Origin of the sequence: Rhizobium lusitanum, from assembly GCF_014189535.1 — a bacterium.
Taxonomy (GTDB): Bacteria; Pseudomonadota; Alphaproteobacteria; order Rhizobiales; family Rhizobiaceae; genus Rhizobium; species Rhizobium lusitanum_C.
Genome location: NZ_CP050307.1, coordinates 749,410 through 770,042 on the forward strand (window position 1 = coordinate 749,410; position 20,633 = coordinate 770,042).

Sequence of the window (20,633 nt, forward strand, 5' to 3'; positions counted from 1 at the left end):
TTGCACCCGCTCAAGGGAGGTGGGTGCCCCTCATGCCGATGACGAGGATGGCGCGGCTGAGGGCGGGTGAACGACCTCTTCCGCGACGTCGCGGAAGGTCTGGGCCAAGGCTGGGCGTCCGACGTGATAGCCCTGTGCGTAGTCGATGTGCAGCTCCCGCAGCAAGGCGAATTGCTTCTCGGTTTCAACCCCTTCGACCAGGATCTTGGGACCACGGTTGCGGATGAGGCCGATAATGTCCTGAAGCATGGCCTTGCCCCTTGTGGTCGCACTGCCGTGGAGGAAGGAGCGGTCGATCTTTACCGTGTCGAAGTCGATAAGGCGCAGCCATGACAGCCCGGCAAAGCCCGTGCCGAAATCGTCGAGCCAGATCCGGATACCCAGCGTTTTCAGATCGTTGATGCATCTCAATATGTCGGAATGCATCTCCATTTCGAGGCCCTCTGTAATCTCGAAAGCCAGCCTGCTGCCGGAAACTCCGGTTTCGTAGAGGATCGCCGCCACGCTTGCGGCGAAGCCGGGCATCTTGAGCTGGATCGGGGAGACATTGATGCTGGCGATCTGGACGTGGTTGTCCGCCAGAAGATCGCGGCATGCCGTGCGTATCACCCAACGGCCGAGTTCGAGGATCATGCCTGTACGTTCGGCGATCGGAATGAAGAGGTTCGGAGGGATGACGCTGCCGTCAAGCGTCCTGAGGCGCATGAGCGCCTCGACCACGTCCTGACGTTTGGATGCGATATCTTCGATCGGCTGATAGACCAGTGATACCAGATTCTGATTGATAGCAATCTTCAATAGCGCCGCGATGTTTTCGCTTTCATCGCTTGTATAGGGATCGTTCGGGTCGAACAGGCGCGTGCAGTTGCGGCCGCTCGCCTTGGCGCCGTACAAGGCGCGGTCGGCCTCATGGATGATCTTTTCGAGTTTCGCGCCGCTCTGCTCCCTGGTGAAGGCAGCGCCGACGCTGACGGTCACGACCGACGTGCCGTCGCGCCGTTCCTCATGAAGAAGGCGCAGTTGCTCGACGGTGCTGCGGATCCGTTCGGCAAGATAGGCGACCCGTTCTTTCTCGCTGAACTGGGCGAGCACGATGAACTCCTCGCCACCATAGCGGCCGATCGAGCCACCAAGGGGTGCCACGGCCTCCTTGATCGATGCGGCGATATGGATAAGGCAGCGATCGCCTTCCTGATGGCCATAGAAGTCGTTGTATTTCTTGAAAAAGTCCACATCGACCAAGATCGCCGTGAAGCCACGGTTATTGGTCTGCCATTCTTTCCAATAGTTTCTCAGCCTATGGTCGACGGCGCGGCGATTTTCGAGTCCCGTCAGATAGTCGGTATTCGACATCCGCAGCAAAGCCTCGCCCCGCTCGGTGGCCTCCCTGTGCTGAAGCTGTGCTTCAAGCGCGTTCAGGAAGACGTTGTATCGCTCGTGGTTCAGCTTCCAGTTCACGTAGGAAGTGAAGACGAAACAGGAGAGATAGAACGTGCTGAAGGCCAGCGCATAGATATTCGTCGGCCAGAAGGCCGTCAAAGACAGCAGGAAAGTTGCCAGTACGGCGCTCGAGGCGATCACCGACAGCAGGAATCTGAAACTGAAGAACAGATTGGCGCCCATCATGAAGATGGCGCCGAATATCATGTAATAGGACAAGCTATCGGTATGGATGGTCCGGAGCGCCGGGAATAACCAAACGGCATATCCCAAGACCAGAGCCATGGCGCTGGTTCGGTCGAGATATGTGATGCTGACCTTCAGGTGTCTCTGGCCTTCGAAGACGGCAAGGGCAATCACGCCTACCGCCAAACGGGCCAGGATCGTATAGATTGCGACATCGGGGATCAGCAACAGATCGGTCGTCGAGAACAGCACATAGACGATGACAGCGATCCACAGGCCGTGCCGCGCCGCTTCGGTGCGGGCCATCTCATCATCTCGCCGATAGAGCTCGCGAAGCTCCGCCGGGGACGGCCTTTGCAGTCTCTTATCGAGATCGATCTCTGCCGAATTGGCAAACATGCGCTTCATGCACTGTTCCATTCGCTCGTACTACGCTTTGCAGAGAAGTTTCCGGTGCATCTTCTCTGTGGATTCAATTGACGCATTTGTTCCGCCGCTGATCCGTCCCGGATTGGGAAGATGCGCTAGATCGGCCATTTTCCCATCTAATAGACGGTCGTTTTTTATATCCCGTTAAAATCAAGTCGAAAATGCGCGGCGTTAAGCATGTTAAAGAAATCCTATGGTTAATCAAAAGTTTCACATTATGATAGAAATCATTGGAACACCGACCTGTTGAAGAAGTTCTGGGTTCCATCAACGGTAACTTATAATTTACTCATATTTAACAGAGGATAACTCGCATGAACCAACGGAAGATGGATTTCGATGGCCATAGCCTGATTACCCCGACGGCAATCGCGAACGAGCTGGAGCTACCCAAGAGCGACCATTTCGATGAGCAACTGATCGTCGGCAAGGGGCAAATCGCCCTGTTGCTCGAACTCGCCCGCCAGCAATTCGAGAAAGACCATAACCCGACCGAGATTATCGATCGCGTGACGAAGACCCTTCATGAAACCCGCCATTCGCTGCACCCACGCGTTTGGCAGGAATTGGTGCCGATCATCCAGAATCACCCGGTTGCCGCGGTTTTTCAGGAAGATCCGTTGACCAAGTGGTCCGTCGACAAGCCGAGGGGGTATTCGGGCGACGCCACGCTGCTCGACTTCATCTATCGGCATGAAAGCATCCTGGACGACGTCGCCAAGGCCACCGAACGCGGCCGGGCGCTTTTCGAATACACCAGCACCGCTCCGTCCTCGATGGCCAACTGGGACCGCCGGGATATCCTGGCGCGGCATGTGGATGAAGTCGCGGCGGCGAGGGGACCGGAAACAGAAGTCCTCAGCGTCGCCGCCGGGCATCTACGCGAGGCAGCTCATTCCGTGGCTCTGCGCGAGAAGGCGCTCAAGCGCTGGGTCGCCCTTGACCAGGACCCGATCAGCATTGGCACAATTGCTCGCGATTTTCAGGGGACCGCGGTCGAATCCATTAACGGTTCCGTCCGCGACCTGCTGACGCGGCGTTCGCGCCCCGGCCAGTTCGACCTCGTCTATGCCTCGGGTCTTTATGACTATCTGGTCGACAAGGTCGCCATCAAGCTGACGCAGCGTTGCCTGGAAATGCTGAAGCCAGGCGGCGTTTTCCTGTTTGCCAACTATTCCTATCCCATTCTGGTCGACGGCTATATCGAGACCTTCATGAACTGGGCACTGTTGCTTCGTTCGGAAGCAGATATGTGGAAGATCATCCATGAGAGCACGGACGGGCAGGACTACGAAGCGAGCGTGTTCTTCGGCAAGAACCGCAATATCGTCTACGGCGTGCTCAGGAAGCGCAGTTAAGCTGAGGAAGCGATACTAGCGTTTGCAATAGCCGACCGGGGAAAGCTCCGGTCGGCTTTTTGCCGGGCGCGCGTTCATTTCGAGGGCAGGCGCAGCTCGGCTCTGAGGCCGTGATCTTCGCGGTTCAGCAGGAACAGGGTGCCGCCGTGGGCTTTGACGATGCTGCGGGCGATCGACAGCCCGAGACCCAGGCCGCCTGTTTCCATGCTTCGTGAGGGTTCGAGGCGGACGAAGGCCTCAAAGGCGTCCTCGATCTCATCGTCCGGTATGCCAGGTCCATCGTCCTCGACCGATATGATCACTTCACCATCGGCATCTCTAAGGGTAACGGATGCGCTGCCCCCGTAACGGATGGCGTTCTCCACCAGATTTCTCAAGGCTCGTTTCAGGGCGACGGGGCGGCAGGGATAGGGAAGCGACGGCAACGCGGTCAGATGCACGTTGACTTTCGTCAGCCGAAACTCCTCCGCAACCTGCCGAATGAGGTCGGCCAGATCGACCAGAGTGGTGTCTTCCGTGCTGACCTCCGCCCGCGTGAAGGCAAGCGTGGTTTCGCAGATAGTCGTCAACTCGTCGATCGTGGCGACGATGTCGTCCCGGACTTCGTCATTATCGATGAACTCGGCCTTCAGCCGCAGTGTCGTCAATGGCGTTCGCAGATCGTGGCTGATGCTGGCAAAGAGGCGTAGCCGATCGCGAATGAACTGGCTCAATCTCAGATACATCGTGTTGAACGCCTGGATCGTTGCCGCAACTTCGGATGGGCCGCTGACCTTTAGCGGCGAGAACGTCTCTCCGCGACCAAACCGTTCGGATGCGCTTGCCAGCATACGCAGGGATTTCGTCTGTGACCGAACTGCGATTATCACAGCGACGATTGCCGCCAGCGACGACAGGAGGAGGGAGAGGAAGGCGACCGGGCTCCAGAAGGTGGGTAGGGCTATGCCATTATATACGACAAGCCAACGCCCATCGGGCAGGGGCACCTGCGTGATGACAGTAACAATCCGCGACGGATATGGGAAATCGTCACCCGCTTGCAGCTTCGGATCACGCGGTTGTCCCGAACTCTCCGGTCCCTTTGCGAGATCAAGACAGGGAGCCATGTCCTGCTCGATGGCAGTTCGAGGGGCGTCGGAATGCAGGCCCTGGAGCTGCGAGAGGAGGCGATTGGCAAGGTCCTTTTCAGTCGCGTTCATCTCACGGCTGACCGCAGGGGCCGTTTCGATCCCGGCGCACAATTGCCTCGACCGAAATGCCTCGATGATGCGACCCTGCTCGTCTGGCGGGGATGCAGCCAGAAGCTTTGCCAGGGTGGCGGTCACATTCAAGGTCTGGCCATGGACGACCCGCTCGGCAATGCCGTCCTGCTGGCTGTTCAGGATCGCGATCAAGGCGACCTGTGCGACCGCAAGAGCCGCGACAAGCGAGATGATCAGCCGCGCGGCGAAGTTTTGCGGCCATATCCGCCAGCGCAAATGCTTCACGGTGCCTCCTCGACGGTCCCGGCGAAGGTATACCCGTCTCCCCATACGGTTTTGATGAGCGTCGGCTGTTGGGGATCGTCTTCGATGCGGCGGCGCAGGCGGCTGACGAGATTGTCGATACTTCGGTCGAAAACCTGCGCGGACCTGCCGGCTGTGATGTCGAGCAATTGGTTGCGGGTGAGAACGACGCCTGGCCGCGAGACGAGGGCGAGCAGCAGACGGAACTCGGCGGTTCCCAGCGCCGCTTCGCTGCCGGATGCATCGACAAGCGATCGCTGCGAGACATCGAGCGTCCAATTTCCGAAGCGGTAACGCTTGTGTTCCGGATCCGATGTGGCGGGTGCCGTGGCATTGGCGCGGCGAAGCAGCGCGCGGATGCGCGCCAGAAGTTCGCGCGGGTTGAATGGCTTGGTGACGTAATCATCCGCGCCGAGCTCCAGGCCGATGATCCTGTCCATCTCGTCGGACACCGCCGTCAGAAGCACGATCGGCACCATGCTCGTCTGTCGCAGCGATCTGCACAGGGATAGCCCGTCTTCTCCCGGCATCATGATGTCCAGAACAACCAGGTCGATCGTAGCGGTCCGCAATTGCTGGCGCATCTCCGCCCCGCCGTTCGCCGTGCTGACGCGCAGCCCGTTCTTGGCAAGATACTTGGCCAGGAGGTCGCGGATCTCCTTGTGGTCGTCGACGACGAGGACATGGGGTGTTCGTTGCATTGCCGGTTCCTTTGTTTCCAAGGGCTTCCGCCCGAGGAACGCTCGATATGCGTCTTTGAAGTTTTCGGGACGTTTCCCGCAACAACAAAATTGTAACCAAATGTCACGGCCGCCGTACCGTGACAGGATTGATTACCGAATTGCCCGCTGTTGGCAAACTTTGATGACATCTCTCGGCGATGGTCCGCCCAACCTGATCCGGCTTTCCGGATGTCGGCGTTGGAGCCGTGTCTTCTGACATCACGCTCACTAACGACCACGTCAAAGCCGCCTGCCGGCCCTTTGCATTGTTGAATTCGTGATCGGAAGACCTTTTATGAGTACCACATTTCGCTTTAGCCACTTTTCGCATATCCCGCCGACCCGCGCTCCAGCCATTTGCGGCTGGATTCCGATGTCGACGCTGATGCTGCCCATGCTGTTGTCGATGGGCATCGCGTTGCAGTCGTGCTCCGAGCAATCAAGCACACAGAATCCCATGGGCGCGGTCAAGGTGGAGGTCAGCGCCATGACGCTGCATCCGCAATCGGTGGCCATCACGGCGGAAGTCCCCGGTCGCACGGCGGCCTCCCTGATCGCGGAGGTTCGGCCGCAGGTCGGCGGGATCATAAGGGCGCGCAATTTCAAGGAAGGTAGCGAAGTCGCCGCCGGCGACGTGCTCTACGAAATCGATCCGAGTTCCTACCAGGCTTCCTACGACAGCGCCGTAGCCTCCTTGCAGAAGGCGGAGGGTGCTGTGCCGAGTGCGCAATCGAAAGTGGATCGCTACAAGGGCCTGACGGCACAGGATGCGGTCAGCAAGCAGGATCTGGACGACGCACTGTCCACTCTGGCGCAGGCGAAGGCCGATGTGGCGTCCGCGAAGGCCACCCTCGAGACGGCACGCATCAACCTCGACTACACCAAGATCCGCGCGCCGATTTCCGGACGCATCGATGCCTCCTCGGTCACCGTGGGAGCACTGGTCACCGCCGAGCAGACGACGGCGCTCGCAACCATCAATCAACTCGATCCGATCAATGTCGATGTGACTCAATCGAGCACGAACCTCCTGGCATTCCGCCGCGCCGTTGCCGAAGGCCGGTTGAAGACCAGCGGCGACAATGTCTCGGTCAATCTCAAGCTGGAGGACGGATCGCAATATTCCGAGCCCGGGACCTTCGCATTCCTCGAGGCATCCGTGTCCGAAACCGTTGGAACCGTTACCGCTCGCGCGGTCTTCCCCAATCCGGACCGCCTGCTGCTGCCCGGCATGTATGTGCGGGCAACGATCGCTGAGGGTGTCGCCCCGAACAGCTATCTCGTGCCGCAGCGCGCCGTCTCGCGCAACACAAAGGGCGAGCCCACCGCCTTCTTCGTCGATGCCTATGGCAAGGTCCACCAGCGTGTGCTCGTTGTCCAGCGCAGCATCGGCAATAGCTGGCTGGTGAACGAGGGCCTTCAGGATGGCGACCGGGTTGTCGTCGAGGGACTGCAAAGGGTGCGTGACGGCCAGGAGGTGAAAGTCGACGACGTTACGGTCAATGACGCGACGGGGGAACTCTCACAAGCATCCTCCAGTGCGTCCGGTCAGCTCAAAGAAGCCGCCAACGCCGCAATTGTGAAGTGAGGTGGTTTGATGTCTCGTTTTTTCATCGACCGGCCGATCTTTGCCTGGGTCATTGCCATCGTGATCATGCTTGCGGGTGCACTGTCGATCCTGACGCTGTCGATCTCGCAATATCCGCAGATTGCCCCGACGACGGTGAGCATCAGCGCCACCTATTCCGGTGCTGACGCCGCAACCGTCGAGAACTCGGTGACCAAGGTCATCGAGCAGGGCATGACCGGCATCGACAATCTCGACTACATGACCTCGACCTCGACCTCGACGGGATCGGCGTCGATCTCGCTGACCTTCACCAACAAGGCCGATCCCGACGTCGCGCAGATGCAGGTGCAGAACAAGCTCCAGCTCGTCACCGCGCAATTGCCGACGACCGTCCAGACCACTGGCATCACGGTGTCGAAATCGACATCGAACTTCCTGATGGTCATCGGCTTCGTCTCGACTGATGGCAAGCTCAACTCCAACGACCTCGCCGACTACATCAACAGTACGCTGAATGACACGTTGAAACGTGTTTCCGGCGTCGGGGACACGCAGCTCTTCGGTTCTGGTTATGCCATGCGCATCTGGGTCGATCCGGACAAGCTGGCGAAATACCAGCTGATGATAGGCGACGTCACCACGGCGATCGAGGCGCAGAATTCGCAGGTCTCGGCCGGTCAGCTCGGCGCCCTGCCGCAGCGCAAGGGCCAGCAGCTGAACGCGACGGTGACGGCCAAGAGCCGTCTGCAGACGCCGGAACAGTTCGATAACATCATCCTGAAGAGCCTGTCCGACAGCTCGCTCGTACGCCTCAACGATGTCGCGACCGTCGAACTTGGGGCGGAGAGCTATAACAGCTCGAGCATCTATAACGGTCATCCCTCGGCGGGCCTTGCCATCAAACTCGCCTCTGGCGCCAACGCCATCAATACCGCCGAGGCCGTACAGTCGACGATCAGCAATCTGAAGGAGACGCTGCCGCCGAATGTCGAGGTGGTTTATCCCTATGACACGACGCCCTTCGTCAAGCTGTCGATCGAGGATGTGGTTAAGACGCTGTTCGAGGCCATCGTGCTCGTCTTCATCGTCATGTTCGTCTTCCTGCAGAGCTTGAGGGCGACGCTCATTCCGACACTCGCGGTCCCCGTCGTGCTGCTCGGCACCTTTGGTATTCTGTCGCTGTTCGGCTATTCGATCAATACGCTCACTATGTTCGGCATGGTGCTGGCGATCGGCCTGTTGGTGGACGATGCCATCGTCGTCGTCGAAAACGTCGAGCGCGTGATGGAGGAAGAAGGTCTGTCGCCGCGTGAGGCGACGATCAAGTCGATGCAGGAAATCACCGGCGCCCTGATCGGTATCGCCACGGTGCTGTCGGCCGTGTTCATCCCGATGGCCTTTTTCTCGGGCTCGGTCGGTGTGATCTACCGCCAGTTCTCGGTGACGATCGTCTCGGCAATGATCCTGTCGGTCATCGTTGCATTGATCCTGACGCCGGCGCTCTGCGCCACAATCTTGAAGAAACCCGAGCATGGTTCGAAGCAACGCGGCGCCTTTGGCTGGTTCAACCGCAATTTCGAGCGCGGTACGCGAGGCTATCAGCGCAGCGTGGGCGGCATCATCAAGCGAACGCCGCTCTTCATCATTGTCTTTGTGCTGATTGGCGGCGCCGTCGCTTACCTGTTCAATCGCTTGCCGAGCTCGTTCCTGCCGGATGAAGACCAGGGCATCCTGATCACCAGCGTCCAGCTTCCCGCCGGAGCTGCCGACGATCGTACCGAGAAGGTGTTGAAGCAGGTTACCGACTACTATCTCAATAGCGAGAAGGACTACGTCGACGGCGTTTTGGGCATTGCAGGCTTCGGCTTTGGCGGTCAGGGCCAGAATGTCGGCCTGGCCTTCATCAAGCTCAAGGATTTCGCGCTGCGCACCACGCCGCAATCGAAAGCACAGGCAATCGCCGGGCGTGCCATGGGTGCCTTCTCGAAATTCAAGGATGGCAGCGTCTTCGCGCTCTCGCCGCCAGCAATTCCCGGTTTCGGTAACAACAGCGGTTTCGACTTCTTCATCAAGGACATCAACGGTGCCGGTCATGCCAGCCTGATCGCCGCCCGCAATCAGTTGCTGGCCGCCGCTGGCAAGAGTGGGAAACTGTTCGGCACTCGCCCGAACGGCCAGGAGGACACGCCGCAATATTCGGTCAATATCGATGCTGAAAAGGCAAGTGCGCTCAACATAACGCTCTCCGACATCGATACGACATTGTCGACGGCCTGGGGCGGCACTTACGTCAACGACTTCATCGATCGTGGTCGCGTCAAGAAGGTCTATGTGCAGGGGAATGAGGGCTCCCGGATGCAGCCGGAAGATCTGGACCGCTGGTACGTGCGCAACTCCGGTGGCGACATGGTGCCGTTCTCCGCCTTCTCCAGCGGTGAATGGACCTATGGTTCACCGCGTCTGGAACGCTATAACGGCTCGTCTGCCGTCGAAATTCAGGGGGCTGCCGCTCCCGGCGTCTCCTCCGGCGATGCCATGAGCGAGATCGACCAGATCATGGCGACCCTGCCGCCCGGCTTCAGTCATGAATGGACCAGCCTGTCCGCCCAGGAAAAGCTCTCCGGCAACCAGGCAACCCAGCTCTACGCCATCTCCATCCTCGTCGTCTTCCTGGCGCTCGCCGCTCTCTACGAAAGCTGGTCGATCCCGCTCGCCGTCATGCTGTCGGTGCCGATCGGCATCTTCGGCGCGCTGCTGGCCGCCACCCTCTTCGGCCAGTCGAACGACGTCTATTTCAAGGTCGGCCTGCTGACGACCATAGGATTGGCGGCCAAGAACGCCATCCTGATCGTCGAGTTCGCCATCGAGCAGCAGAACAACGGCAAAAACCTGATCGACGCGACACTGGAGGCATCCCGCCAGCGTCTGCGGCCGATCCTGATGACGTCGCTTGCCTTCATCCTCGGCGTCATGCCGCTGGCGATCGCCAATGGCGCCGGCTCTGGCAGCCAGAATTCGATCGGCATCGGCGTCATGGGCGGCATGATCTCGGCGACCGTGCTCGGCGTCTTCTTCATCCCGCTGCTCTTCGTCTCCGTCCGACGCGTCTTCAAGGGCAAGGTGTCAGCGACAGCGGACGCGAAACTCGATCCGGAAAGCTGACCTTATCCTTCGGCTTCCCGCCTCCTTCAGCCATTACCTTTATAGAAAAGGGATTTCATGTCAGTCCTTCATTCGATGCAGCTTGCCGGCCCGGTGCACCGGACATCGAAGCTCATTCCATTGGCTGCGGCACTCTGCTGCACGTCGATCCTGACCGGCTGCGTTGTCGGACCGGACTACGAAAAGCCGAACGTCGCCTTGCCAAGTCATTGGAGCGGGAAGGCTTCGCCGCAGAATGTGTCTTCGCCCAACCTCACGGAATGGTGGAAACAGTTTCGCGACCCGACCTTGAATGCGCTGATCGAGGAGGCCGTGCAGACGAACCTCGATGTTGCGACGGCCAAGGCGAAGATACGGGAGGCGAGGGCGACCTATCGCGAGCAGAAGGGCACGCTTCTCCCGACCGTCGAAGGCACTGCCTCTGCGACGCGTAATCGGGTTGCTGCTTCCGATGGCGCTACTGCCAGTGTTTACAATGAATTCCAGCCGGGATTTGATGCGAGCTGGGAACTCGACCTGTTCGGTGGGAACAAACGCTCCGCCCAGGCCGCGCGTTATGGCGTCGATGCTGCCGAGGAGGATCTGCGCGACACGCTGGTCACGCTGGTGGGCGACGTCACCACATATTACGTGCAAGCACGCGAATATCAGGCGTTGCGGGATCTAGCCAAGAGGACGGCGGTGTCTCAGCGAAAGACGGCCGCTCTCACCCAGGAGGAATTCGCGGCGGGAACGGTGACCGGCGTGGACGCGGCCAACGCGAATGGCGAAGCGAGCAGCACGGAAGCCGATATTCCGACCTATCAAATATCCTATGCGCAGTCGGTTCATAAGCTTGCGGTTCTCCTCGGAAAACCGCCAGCGGCCCTGGACGAGCGCCTGAAGGCGACGGCTCCAATCCCGCAGCCTCCGCTTAAAGTCTCCACGGGGATACCCGCCAACATACTGACATCGCGGCCGGACGTTCGGCTCGCGGAGCGCCAGCTTGCGCAATACACCGCGAAAATCGGCGTGGCCGAAGCGAACCGCTATCCGTCGATCTCTCTCACCGGCAGCATAACGTCGTCGGCGACCGATATCGCCGATCTCGGCCGCAAATCGACAATCGGCTGGGCTTTCGGGCCGACACTGACTGTGCCGATCTTCCAGGGCGGCCAGCTGAAGGCAGCCGTCGATGTCGCCAAAGCCGAGCGCGATCAATATTACATCGCCTACCAGGCGGCTGTTCTAACCGCCATGCAGGATGTCGAGAATGCCATCGTCTCGCTGACGCAGGAGAAGATCAAGAACGCCAAACTCGCTTCTTCGGCCTCCTCCTATCGCACGGCCGCGGACCTCTCACGCCAACTCAACAAGGCCGGCGCCACGGACTTCCTCAATGTTCTCGATGCCGAACGCTCGCTCTACAGCGCGGAAAGCTCTCTTATCCAGAGCAAGGCCGCGATCGCGACGGATTACATTTCTCTCCACAAGGCGCTCGGCGGCGGATGGGATGGTGCAATTGACAGCTCTAAGCCCGCCGTGGTCGATACGGGAAGCCCAATACGGCTGCGATCATCCTCCTAGGGAGGGCAGTTTTGCCTTCAGGATTTCTGCGTGATCGCCGACTGTGCGATGAAATCGACCAGGGTTCTGATGTTGTGGGACGGGCTGCTGCTGGCCGGCCATAGAAGGCGCAGGACGCCCGCTTCCCTGACGCAGTCCTGCAACAGTGGCACCAGCCGACCGTTTGCGATCTGCGTGGAGACGGACATCGATGGAACGCAGGCAATGCCGACGCCTTGCTCCGCCAACTCTATCCTGGCCTCGACCGTGTTGACGACGGCCGTCACCGGAAGATCGAGTTCTATATCCGCACCATTCTCGGCAAGAGGCCATGTGTCGATCCTGCCGGTTTCCGGGTGCCGGCGGTGCAGGCAGAGGTGTTGCAGCAGATCCTCGGGGCGCTGCGGAATACCGCGCGCCGCGAGATAGGCGGCGGACGCCACGATCGTGTGCCGGAAGCGCCCGACCGTGCGGCTCATCAGACGGGAATCCCGCATGTCCCCTGTGCGGATCACCAGATCATAGCCTTCGTCGATGACATCGACCAATCGGTCGGTCAGGTCGAGTTCCAGCCGCGCCTGCGGATAGATCTGCATGAAGCGGGCAAAGACCGGCATGAATGTCACTGCCCATGTTGGCAGGCTGACACGCATCGTGCCGCGCACGACCATCCGGGCCTGCTGCATCTCCTGCGTGGCAAGCTCCATTTCCGCAAGGATGCGGAGGCATCGTTCGAGAAAGATCGATCCCTCCGGCGTCAGGCTGACGCTATGGGTGCTTCGGTGAAACAGGCGCACGCCAATGCGTTCTTCAAGCCGCACAATAGACTTGCCGATGGCGGAGGCGGAAAGACCAAGCTGCCGGCCGGTTTCCACGAAGCTGCGCGTTTCGGCTACCCGAACGAAGACCTTCAGTCCGCTGAAATTTTCCATGGGTCAAAACTCCGTTGCGGACAGAATAGTCCGCACGGAACGGAAAGTCAGTGCCTTTCGCTGATACGCACAAAGGCGATAATTGCTTTATGATTCAATTTATTATCCAGAGATTCTTGAGTATGCATCAAGAGATATCGCGCCGTTTTCGTCCGCTCCTTAAGCAGTGGAGCTTGCGTCATGCATAGGGCGAGCGGGTGGAATATCGCATTGGCGCTGGTCGCCGGCGCCGTGCTGGCCGTCATGATCGACTGGAACAGCTTACTGGCGCGGCACAGCTCGCCGCTTTTCGCCTCGTGGACCGCACATGGTATCGGCGTCCTGGCGAGCCTCGCTCTGGTGACACTTCTGCCTGTCCGAACGGCCGCTGCACAGGCGATACCAGAGGGCAGATGGCCGCTCTGGTCCTATCTCGGCGGTATTCCGGGTGCCTTCACCGTGTTGCTGGCGGCCATCACGGTCAACAGCGCCCTCGGGCTTGCGGGAACGTTGGCGCTCATGCTGATTGGTCAGATGGTGTTTGGCATCGCGGCGGATGCCTTCGGGATATTGGGACTGCGGCGCGTCCTGCCGGATCGCCGCGATATCTGCGCTATCGCGCTGGTGCTGTGCGGAAGCATCGTCATCATTCTGGCGCGGAGCTGAGCGATGCTTTTATTTGTCTCGCTTGCCCTGCTCAACGGCGTTCTCATCGGCACGAGCCGCGCGATCAACGGTCACCTCGGCAAGAAGGTTGGTCCCGTTAGGACATCGCTCTGGAACCATGCCGTCGGCTTCATTTTCCTCTCGCTGCTGATCGGCCTGTTCTACAGGAATGATCTTGCCGTGGGGACGGGCATGCCAGTGAACGCGTGGCTCGGAGGCGTATTGGGCGTTATCTTCGTCGCGTTGAACAGCCATATCATTCCGAGGCTGGGCGCGAGCAAGACCACCAGCCTTGTGGTGGCCGCGCAGATGCTGGCAAGCGTTGCCATCGACAGTTTCGGCAAGCCGGTTTCCAGTGCGACGGTCGTTATCCTGGCAGGTGCCGCCTTGATCATTGTTGGCGTCTGGCTGTCGGCATCTTCCACGAAGAAGAATGTGCGGCGCGAACCGGCGCAAGATGCCGTGCCGGATCATGAGGAGGCACGTCGGGCTGTTCCGTGATATCCGGACCGATCCGCCGGAAATCTATGGCGTGCTGCCTGATCCGACATTGTGATCGCTGCTCGGTTGACGTTACTGTGTGTTGCACAGTGAGCCCATTTCCCGAGGACAGTCCATGAGTTCCAGCCCTAGCCCGATGCCGACCGAAGCGGGCATTTTGCAATTCATGGAGATTTGCGATTCCTTCTATCCGCCGGATGCGGTGACTGCCTCCATAGAGCAGCAGCGAGAGTGGTATGACGCTCTTTGCCGCCAGTTCGACCGACCGCTGCCTGACGGCATGCATATCGAAGACGAGTTGATGATGGGCAGGATTCCGGTCCGGCATTATCGGCCGGGGACGGTCAGAGCCTCGACATGCCTGCTCTATCTTCATGGCGGCGGCTTCGTGGTTGGTTCTCTCGAGAGCCATCACGCCATCTGCGCCGAGATCGCCGACGATGCCGGGGCCGAACTGATATCTGTGGACTATCGGCTTGCACCGGAACATCGCTGGCCGGCGCAGACGGATGATTGTTTTGTTGTTCTGAAGCAACTGCTCGACGCGGACAGGACCGTCGTGCTGATCGGCGACAGTGCCGGCGGCAATCTGGCGGCGGGGCTGGTCGTCCGAGCAAAAGCCGAGGGCCTTTCCGGCATCGCCGGGCAGGTCCTGATCTATCCGGCGCTCGGCGGCGATCTCGCCTCCGGCTCCTATGTCGAAATGGCAAATGCGCCGGGGCTGACGACCGCGGATGTCAACTATTATCGCGAAGTGTTGCAGGCACCGGCCGGCGATCCTGTCGCCGGGGCTCTCGCGCAGTCCTCTTTCGACGGCCTGCCGCCGACATTCATCACCGTCGCCTATTTTGACCCGCTGCGTGACGACGGCCGTAACTACGCGGCAAAGCTGGCGCAGGCGGGCGTCGAAGTCTGGTTCCGCGAAGAGCCGCAGATGGTGCATGCCTGGCTGCGCGCGCGCCATATGAGCGACGGCGCGCGCACCGGCTTTCGCGCCATATGCGCCGCCGTCAGCCGGTTTGCCGGATCGAACTGATCACATCAGATCGCGTGGAATACGCTTTTCCTCGAAGACCTTCTTGAACACTTGCGTCTCGCCTTCGAAAGCGATGACGGAGGCGCTGATGACCCAATCTGTCGCTGTGCAGGAAATCTTGGATGTCGATAGCGTGCGGACGAACCATCCCGGCCGCTGCATGTCGCATGTCCAGGTCGAGGTGCCGCTCATCGACAGCGGATCATTTGGCGTGATGGACCAGACTTCGTCGCGCAACTGGCGTGTGGAAAGACCGGTGCCCGGATGTTCGAAAAGGCCGGTATCCTCGCGGATTTCATAATGGGTCTTGTTAGCGGCGAGATCGCGCAAAACCTGGCGCTTGGTCGATCCTGGCGCGTGTTCGATATATTTCGGCAGCGGGTCGGGATTATCCGGCTGCTTGATATCGATGACGTCATGTGCGCCGAGCTTCGGCAAAGCGAGGCCAAGCGAGGCGATATCGATCGTCAGGCCCGGGTCCTCCGGTGATGGTAGGACCATCGGCCAGTAGGCGGTCGACAATGATAGGCGGATGCGATGACCCTTGCGGAAACGATAGCCGCAGGCATCCAGCGTCAGCGTCACAGTGGTGCGCTCGCCCTTCTTTAAGGGCTTCGGTTCGGCATAGCCGTCGCGATGGGCAAGGTTGAGCACGCCGAAGGAGACGCGTGTCGCCGTGCCGTCCGGATGCAGGTCGATAAGCCGGGCGCAAAGATTGGCGATCTCCGCATCGCAGCGCAGCGACAGGGTGATGACCGGACGCCCGAGATAGTCATGATTGAGGGGCAGTGGCGCGGTCTGGAACGTCAGTGAGCCGGCATCGTCAAGGCGCTGATCAATCGCCATTTCGGCATCGGGCTTCAATGTGAACCATTCGCCGGAGGCCGAGCCAGTGTCGAGCGGCGAACGCAGATAGACGGGCTGTTCCGGCGCGTGCGGGATCGGCATGCCCTCCATCAGCGTGCCGAACTGCTCGACATAAAAGCATTGCATCTCCGGCTCTTGCCATTCGCGCTTGGCGATCCAGAAGCCCGGATCGAAATCGCGGCGCGGGGCGGGTTTGATAGCATCGAGAATATAGGCGCGCACCGGAGGTATGCTTTCTGCGCCGTTCTGTTCGCTGCGCAGCCAGCGGTTCCACCAGGCGATCGCCTCGCCGTGGAAATCGGTCCGGGGCTTCGGCCAGGCAAAATGCGGATATTTGTGCACCCACGGACCGATCAGCGCCTTCGCCGTGTCGCCGAGACCTTCGACTGCCTTCAGCGGCGTGTTGCGATAGCCGTCGGCCCAGCCGGCGATCACGAGGGCAGGCACATCGAAGTCGGCGAAATTCTCGCAGATCGAACCATGCCGCCAGTAATCGTCGCGGCGCTGGTGCTGGAGCCATTCTTCCATGAAGAAGGGCTCGTTTTCCAGTCGTTCCAGCCACATTTCCCGCCAGCGGTCACCGACGATCTCGGGATCGGGGGAGCGGGACTGATAGGCGAGCATCGTCGCGGCCCAGGAGAGCTGCGCCGAGAGATGGCAGCCGTTCTTGTAGTGAATGTCGTCATTGTAGCGATCGACAGTGGAGGCGATCGATATGACCGCTTTCAGCGCCGGCGGCTTCAGGGCCGCGACTTGCAGGCAGTTGAAGCCGCCCCAGGAAATGCCCATCATGCCGACCGAACCATTCGACCATGGCTGCGCCGCGATCCAGGCGATCAGCTCGCAGGCATTGGCAAGCTCAAGCTCGGTATATTCGCCGTCAATGACACCATCGGATTCGCCTGAGCCGCGAATATCGACCCGGACGCCGGCGATCCCGGCAGCGGCAAAGACCGGATAGGTGGATTCATCGCGAGGGCTTGTCCCGTCGCGCTTGCGATAGGGCAGGAATTCGAACACGGCCGGCACCGGATCGCTGTCCGCATTGTCAGGCATCCAGATGCGCGCTGCCAGCTGCGTGCCGTCCTTGAGGATGATCCATTGGTTTTCGATGGTGGTGAAGCCACGGGTGGTCATGGGGTGTCCTGGAATGTTTTCATTGTGATGCGAGAGCCGACGTCGCCGGCTCGTTCATTGTGTGATCGATAGCTCAGTTGCCGGCGCTTTCCATCTTCCTGGTCGTCAGCACCTTCTCCAGCCAGCCGATCTCCATTTCCGGGACCGACTTCAGCAGCAGATCCGTGTAGTCGTCGAAAGGCGGCGACAGCACCTTCGATTTCGGCCCGAAGCGCACGAGCTTGCCGCGATGCATGACTGCGACGCTATCGGCGATGGCACGGACGATCGCGATATCGTGGGTGATGAAGATGTAGGAGAGCTGGGCTTCCGCCTGCAATCGTAAAAGCAGATTGAGGATGCCTTCGGCGACGAGTGGGTCGAGCGCCGAGGTGGGCTCGTCGCAAAGAATGATCTCCGGCTTGGCCGCAAGGGCTCGGGCAATGGCGACGCGCTGTTTTTGGCCGCCGGATAGCTCGGCCGGATAGCGGTCGATGAAGCCTTTGCTCATCTCGATCTGCTCGAGCAATTCCTTCACCCGTGCCGTCTTCGCCGCACCTCGCAGGCCATAATAGAAGGTGAGGGGGCGGCCGATGATATCACGCACGGTCTGGCGCGGGTTCATGGCGGTATCGGCCATCTGGTAGATCAGCTGGATGCGCCGTAGTTCGTCGCGCGAACGGTTCTTCAAGGCTGGCGTCAGCGGCTTGCCGTCGAAGGAAATCCCGCCGTCGCTGGGCGGCAGCAGCCCGGTGATGACGCGGGCAAGCGTCGATTTGCCGGAGCCGGATTCTCCGACGATTGCCAGCGTCTGACCTTTTGGTACATGCAGAGAAACATCGTGCAACACCTTGAAGCCATTCGAATATTGCGCACTGACGTTCTCGACCTTCAGAAGCGTGTCGGATTGATCGGTCGCCTCTTCCCGTGCTGTCTGGCGAACATTGACGAGGGCGCGGGTATAGTCTTCGCGCGGCGCTTCGATGATTTGCTGGACAGTGTCGTACTCTACCGTCTTGCCATGCCGCAGCACCATGATGTCGTCGGAGATCTGCGCGACAACGGCAAGGTCGTGGGTAATGTAGAGCGCCGCCGTATCGGTTTCCTCGATGGCATGCTTGATGGCCGCCAACACGTCGATCTGGGTGGTCACGTCAAGTGCTGTCGTCGGCTCGTCAAAGACGATCAGCTCGGGGTTGGAGCAAAGCGCCATCGCCGTCATGGCGCGCTGAAGCTGGCCGCCAGAGACCTGGTGCGGAAAACGGTCGCCGAAGGTCTCGGGATTAGGCAGCCCGAGGACCTGGAAGAGATAGAGTGCCCGCTTCTTCGCTTCGTCCTTGGTCATCAGCCCGTGCTTGACGGAGGCTTCGATCACCTGTTCGCCGAGTTTGTGGGCCGGGTTGAAGGCGGCCGCAGCCGACTGCGCGACATAGCAGACGCGGGCGCCACGGATCTTGCGGATGCCCGATTTTCCCAAGGGGAGAATATCGACACCGTCGAGCAGCACGCTGCCGCCGGTAATTTCCGCGCCACCACGACCATACGCCAGCGCTGAGAGTCCGATGGTCGATTTTCCGGCGCCGGACTCGCCGATCAGGCCCAGTACCTTGCCCTTTTGCAGGTCGAAGGAGACACCATCGACGATGGTGACCCGCTTGGGCGGTTCGCCAGGCGGATAGCTGGTCGCTTCGATCTTGAGATCGCGAACGGAAAGTAGCTCAGGCATCGCCACGTCCTCCCTTGAGGCTGGAGGTGCGCTTCAAGAGCCAGTCGACCACCAGATTGACACAGACTGCCAGCGCCGCGATTGCGGAGCCCGGCACGAGAGCGGCGGAGATGCCGAAGATGATGCCATCCTTATTGTCCTTGACCATGCCACCCCAGTCAGCCGACGGCGGCTGGATGCCGAGCCCGAGGAAGGAGAGGGTCGACAGGAACAGGATCGAGAAGGCAAAGCGCAGGCCGAATTCCGCCAGCAAGGGTGAAAGCGTGTTCGGCAGGATTTCGCGGAAGATGATCCAGACCTTGCCTTCGCCGCGCAACTTGGCGGCTTCGACGAATTCCATCACCGCCACATCGAGCGCCACGGCACGGCCGAGGCGGTAGACGCGGGTGGAATCGAGGATCGCCATGACCAGGATCAGCACGATCAGGTTCTGCGGCAGCACCGCCAGTACCACGAGCGCGAAGATCAGGGTCGGGATAGACATCATCAGGTCGTTGAACCGCGAGAAGATCGTGTCGATCCATCCACGCGAGACGGCGGCGGTGAAGCTGAGGATGATGCCGAGCGAGAACGAGATGATCGTTGCGGCGAGCGCCACGAACAGTGTCGTGCGGGCGCCGTAGATCAGCCGCGAGAGGATATCGCGGCCGAGATTGTCGAGGCCGAAGAAATATTGCCCGTCGGCCACCTGCCAGACGTTGCCGACGACTTCTGTCTCGCCGTAGGGCGCGATCCAGGGCGCGAAGATCGCACAGATGAAGGCGAGCAGAATGCCTGCCATGCCGACCCAGGCGGTGATGGGGATGTCTCTCAATCTCATCGTGGATGCCTCAGGCGTGGGTTGGCAACGATCGCCAGGATGTCGGCGATCATGTTGAGCAGGATGTAGACGGCAGCGAAAATCAACCCGCAGGCCTGAACGACCGGCATGTCGCGGACGGTGACCGCATCGACCATGTACTGACCCATGCCGGGATAGACGAAGACGACTTCGACCACGACGACGCCGACGACGAGATAGGCAAGGTTCAGTGCCACAACGTTGATGATCGGCGCCAGCGCATTGGGTGCCGCATGTTTGACGATGGCGCGATAGGCGCTGAGGCCTTTCAGTTCCGCCGTTTCCATATAGGCCGATGACATCACCGAGAGGATCGCGGCCCGCGTCATGCGCATCATGTGAGCGAGAACGACGAGCACCAGCGTTGCCGTTGGCAGGGCGATGGCCTTCAGCCGATCGAGGAGGTCCATGCCGTCATAGACGGTCGCGGGAAAGGTCGCGATCCCGAATTTCACGCCGAAGAACAGGATGAGCAGATAGCCGATGAAGAATTCCGGCAGCGAAATCGCCGCCAGCGAGATCACGTTGATGATCTTGTCGGGTAAGCGGTTGCGGAAATGCACGGCGAGCATGCCAAGTCCGACGGCGAGCGGCACCGAAATCAGCGCTGCGAAGGCGGCAAGAAAGAGCGAATTGCCGAGACGCTTGCCGATCTGCTCGCTGACGGAATTCTTGCTGGCCCAGGAGGTGCCGAAATCCCCATGAACGGCGTTGCCGAGCCATTCGACATAGCGGGTCGTGATCGGCCGGTTGAGGCCGAGATCGGCTCGGATGTTAGCGACCGCCTGCGGGGTTGCCGACTGGCCGAGATAGGTCGTTGCGAAATCGCCCGGCAAGGCTTCAAGGCCGCCAAAGATCAGGATGGAGACGGCGAAAAGCAGGACGAGGCTGAGGACGCAGCGCTCGACAATGAGGGACAGCAGCGGGAAACGCTGTTTGAACCTCAATCCGGGCAGCACTGTGCTGGGTGGTGTATTGGACATGGCTGATGCCTCGCGCTGAAACGTCAGGAGGACCGCGGAGGGGCTCCGCGATCCCGGTTCCGTTAGAGA

Annotated in this window: 15 protein-coding genes; 7 read left to right on the forward strand and 8 right to left on the reverse strand. The window is 60.1% G+C overall.

The annotated features are described in order from the left end of the window. Positions 1 to 30 precede the first annotated feature (30 nt). Positions 31 to 2,034, reverse strand: a complete 2,004-nt coding sequence (locus tag HB780_RS06520; protein ID WP_435693871.1) for a putative bifunctional diguanylate cyclase/phosphodiesterase — start codon at positions 2,032 to 2,034, stop codon at positions 31 to 33. A 335-nt stretch (positions 2,035 to 2,369) separates the two neighbouring features. Here HB780_RS06520 and HB780_RS06525 point away from each other — a divergent pair, with 335 nt between their 5' ends. Next, positions 2,370 to 3,413, forward strand: a complete 1,044-nt coding sequence (locus HB780_RS06525) for a class I SAM-dependent methyltransferase (RefSeq protein ID WP_183689218.1) — start codon at positions 2,370 to 2,372, stop codon at positions 3,411 to 3,413. Positions 3,414 to 3,487: 74 nt separating this feature from the next. Here HB780_RS06525 and HB780_RS06530 read toward each other — a convergent pair whose 3' ends face one another. Together HB780_RS06530 and HB780_RS06535 are read right to left on the reverse strand one after the other, a co-directional pair. Then, on the reverse strand, positions 3,488 to 4,900 hold the full coding sequence (locus HB780_RS06530; RefSeq protein ID WP_183689219.1) for an ATP-binding protein: 1,413 nt from the start codon (positions 4,898 to 4,900) through the stop codon (positions 3,488 to 3,490). After that, positions 4,897 to 5,619 carry a response regulator gene (locus HB780_RS06535; RefSeq protein ID WP_183689220.1) on the reverse strand — a complete coding sequence of 241 codons (723 nt, stop codon included), beginning with the start codon at positions 5,617 to 5,619 and terminating at the stop codon, positions 4,897 to 4,899. The genes HB780_RS06530 and HB780_RS06535 overlap by 4 nt, the downstream gene beginning before the upstream one ends. 316 nt (positions 5,620 to 5,935) lie before the next feature. Here HB780_RS06535 and HB780_RS06540 point away from each other — a divergent pair, with 316 nt between their 5' ends. From HB780_RS06540 to HB780_RS06550, 3 genes are read left to right on the forward strand one after another with little or no spacing between them, the layout of a single operon-like run. Continuing rightward, positions 5,936 to 7,228, forward strand: a complete 1,293-nt coding sequence (locus HB780_RS06540) for an efflux RND transporter periplasmic adaptor subunit (protein WP_435693872.1) — start codon at positions 5,936 to 5,938, stop codon at positions 7,226 to 7,228. Positions 7,229 to 7,237: 9 nt separating this feature from the next. Then, positions 7,238 to 10,372 carry an efflux RND transporter permease subunit gene (locus HB780_RS06545; protein WP_183689221.1) on the forward strand — a complete coding sequence of 1,045 codons (3,135 nt, stop codon included), beginning with the start codon at positions 7,238 to 7,240 and terminating at the stop codon, positions 10,370 to 10,372. A gap of 57 nt (positions 10,373 to 10,429) precedes the next feature. Further along, a complete protein-coding gene (locus HB780_RS06550) occupies positions 10,430 to 11,938 on the forward strand; it encodes an efflux transporter outer membrane subunit (RefSeq protein ID WP_183689222.1) in 1,509 nt (502 codons plus the stop codon). A 17-nt stretch (positions 11,939 to 11,955) separates the two neighbouring features. On the opposite strand, the gene HB780_RS06555 is transcribed toward HB780_RS06550, so the two are convergent. Next, a complete protein-coding gene (locus HB780_RS06555; protein WP_183689223.1) occupies positions 11,956 to 12,849 on the reverse strand; it encodes a LysR family transcriptional regulator in 894 nt (297 codons plus the stop codon). A gap of 180 nt (positions 12,850 to 13,029) precedes the next feature. On the opposite strand from HB780_RS06555, the gene HB780_RS06560 reads away from it, so the two are divergent. The 3 genes from HB780_RS06560 to HB780_RS06570 all read left to right on the forward strand — a co-directional run bounded on the left by HB780_RS06560 (position 13,030) and on the right by HB780_RS06570 (position 15,031). Further along, complete coding sequence (locus tag HB780_RS06560) at positions 13,030 to 13,494, forward strand: DMT family transporter (protein ID WP_183689224.1); 465 nt, start codon at positions 13,030 to 13,032, stop codon at positions 13,492 to 13,494. 3 nt (positions 13,495 to 13,497) lie between these two features. After that, positions 13,498 to 13,995 (forward strand): DMT family transporter, encoded by a 498-nt coding sequence (locus tag HB780_RS06565; RefSeq protein WP_183689225.1) that lies wholly within the window; start codon positions 13,498 to 13,500, stop codon positions 13,993 to 13,995. A 115-nt stretch (positions 13,996 to 14,110) separates the two neighbouring features. Further along, on the forward strand, positions 14,111 to 15,031 hold the full coding sequence (locus tag HB780_RS06570; RefSeq protein WP_183689226.1) for an alpha/beta hydrolase: 921 nt from the start codon (positions 14,111 to 14,113) through the stop codon (positions 15,029 to 15,031). On the opposite strand, the gene HB780_RS06575 is transcribed toward HB780_RS06570, so the two are convergent. The 4 genes from HB780_RS06575 to HB780_RS06590 form a co-directional block, all read right to left on the reverse strand. Further along, positions 15,032 to 17,035: a CocE/NonD family hydrolase gene (locus HB780_RS06575; protein ID WP_183689227.1), complete on the reverse strand. Its 2,004-nt coding sequence runs from the start codon at positions 17,033 to 17,035 to the stop codon at positions 15,032 to 15,034. Between the two features lie 73 nt (positions 17,036 to 17,108). After that, positions 17,109 to 18,740: an ABC transporter ATP-binding protein gene (locus tag HB780_RS06580; protein ID WP_183689228.1), complete on the reverse strand. Its 1,632-nt coding sequence runs from the start codon at positions 18,738 to 18,740 to the stop codon at positions 17,109 to 17,111. Further along, positions 18,733 to 19,560, reverse strand: a complete 828-nt coding sequence (locus tag HB780_RS06585; RefSeq protein WP_183689229.1) for an ABC transporter permease — start codon at positions 19,558 to 19,560, stop codon at positions 18,733 to 18,735. The genes HB780_RS06580 and HB780_RS06585 overlap by 8 nt, the downstream gene beginning before the upstream one ends. Then, positions 19,557 to 20,564: an ABC transporter permease gene (locus HB780_RS06590; RefSeq protein ID WP_183689230.1), complete on the reverse strand. Its 1,008-nt coding sequence runs from the start codon at positions 20,562 to 20,564 to the stop codon at positions 19,557 to 19,559. Before HB780_RS06590 ends, HB780_RS06585 begins: the two co-directional genes overlap by 4 nt. Positions 20,565 to 20,633: the final 69 nt, after the last annotated feature.

Bases quoted from the DNA above. Each gene is read 5' to 3' on its own strand.
- HB780_RS06570 (WP_183689226.1), top strand. From the start codon at position 14,111: ATGAGTTCCAGCCCTAGCCCGATGCCGACCGAAGCGGGCATTTTGCAA.
- HB780_RS06575 (WP_183689227.1), bottom strand. From the start codon at position 17,035: ATGACCACCCGTGGCTTCACCACCATCGAAAACCAATGGATCATCCTC.
- HB780_RS06555 (WP_183689223.1), bottom strand. From the start codon at position 12,849: ATGGAAAATTTCAGCGGACTGAAGGTCTTCGTTCGGGTAGCCGAAACG.
- HB780_RS06565 (WP_183689225.1), top strand. From the start codon at position 13,498: ATGCTTTTATTTGTCTCGCTTGCCCTGCTCAACGGCGTTCTCATCGGC.
- HB780_RS06590 (WP_183689230.1), bottom strand. From the start codon at position 20,564: ATGTCCAATACACCACCCAGCACAGTGCTGCCCGGATTGAGGTTCAAA.
- HB780_RS06540 (WP_435693872.1), top strand. From the start codon at position 5,936: ATGAGTACCACATTTCGCTTTAGCCACTTTTCGCATATCCCGCCGACC.
- HB780_RS06520 (WP_435693871.1), bottom strand. From the start codon at position 2,034: ATGAAGCGCATGTTTGCCAATTCGGCAGAGATCGATCTCGATAAGAGA.
- HB780_RS06525 (WP_183689218.1), top strand. From the start codon at position 2,370: ATGAACCAACGGAAGATGGATTTCGATGGCCATAGCCTGATTACCCCG.
- HB780_RS06585 (WP_183689229.1), bottom strand. From the start codon at position 19,560: ATGAGATTGAGAGACATCCCCATCACCGCCTGGGTCGGCATGGCAGGC.
- HB780_RS06535 (WP_183689220.1), bottom strand. From the start codon at position 5,619: ATGCAACGAACACCCCATGTCCTCGTCGTCGACGACCACAAGGAGATC.
- HB780_RS06545 (WP_183689221.1), top strand. From the start codon at position 7,238: ATGTCTCGTTTTTTCATCGACCGGCCGATCTTTGCCTGGGTCATTGCC.
- HB780_RS06580 (WP_183689228.1), bottom strand. From the start codon at position 18,740: ATGCCTGAGCTACTTTCCGTTCGCGATCTCAAGATCGAAGCGACCAGC.
- HB780_RS06550 (WP_183689222.1), top strand. From the start codon at position 10,430: ATGTCAGTCCTTCATTCGATGCAGCTTGCCGGCCCGGTGCACCGGACA.
- HB780_RS06560 (WP_183689224.1), top strand. From the start codon at position 13,030: ATGCATAGGGCGAGCGGGTGGAATATCGCATTGGCGCTGGTCGCCGGC.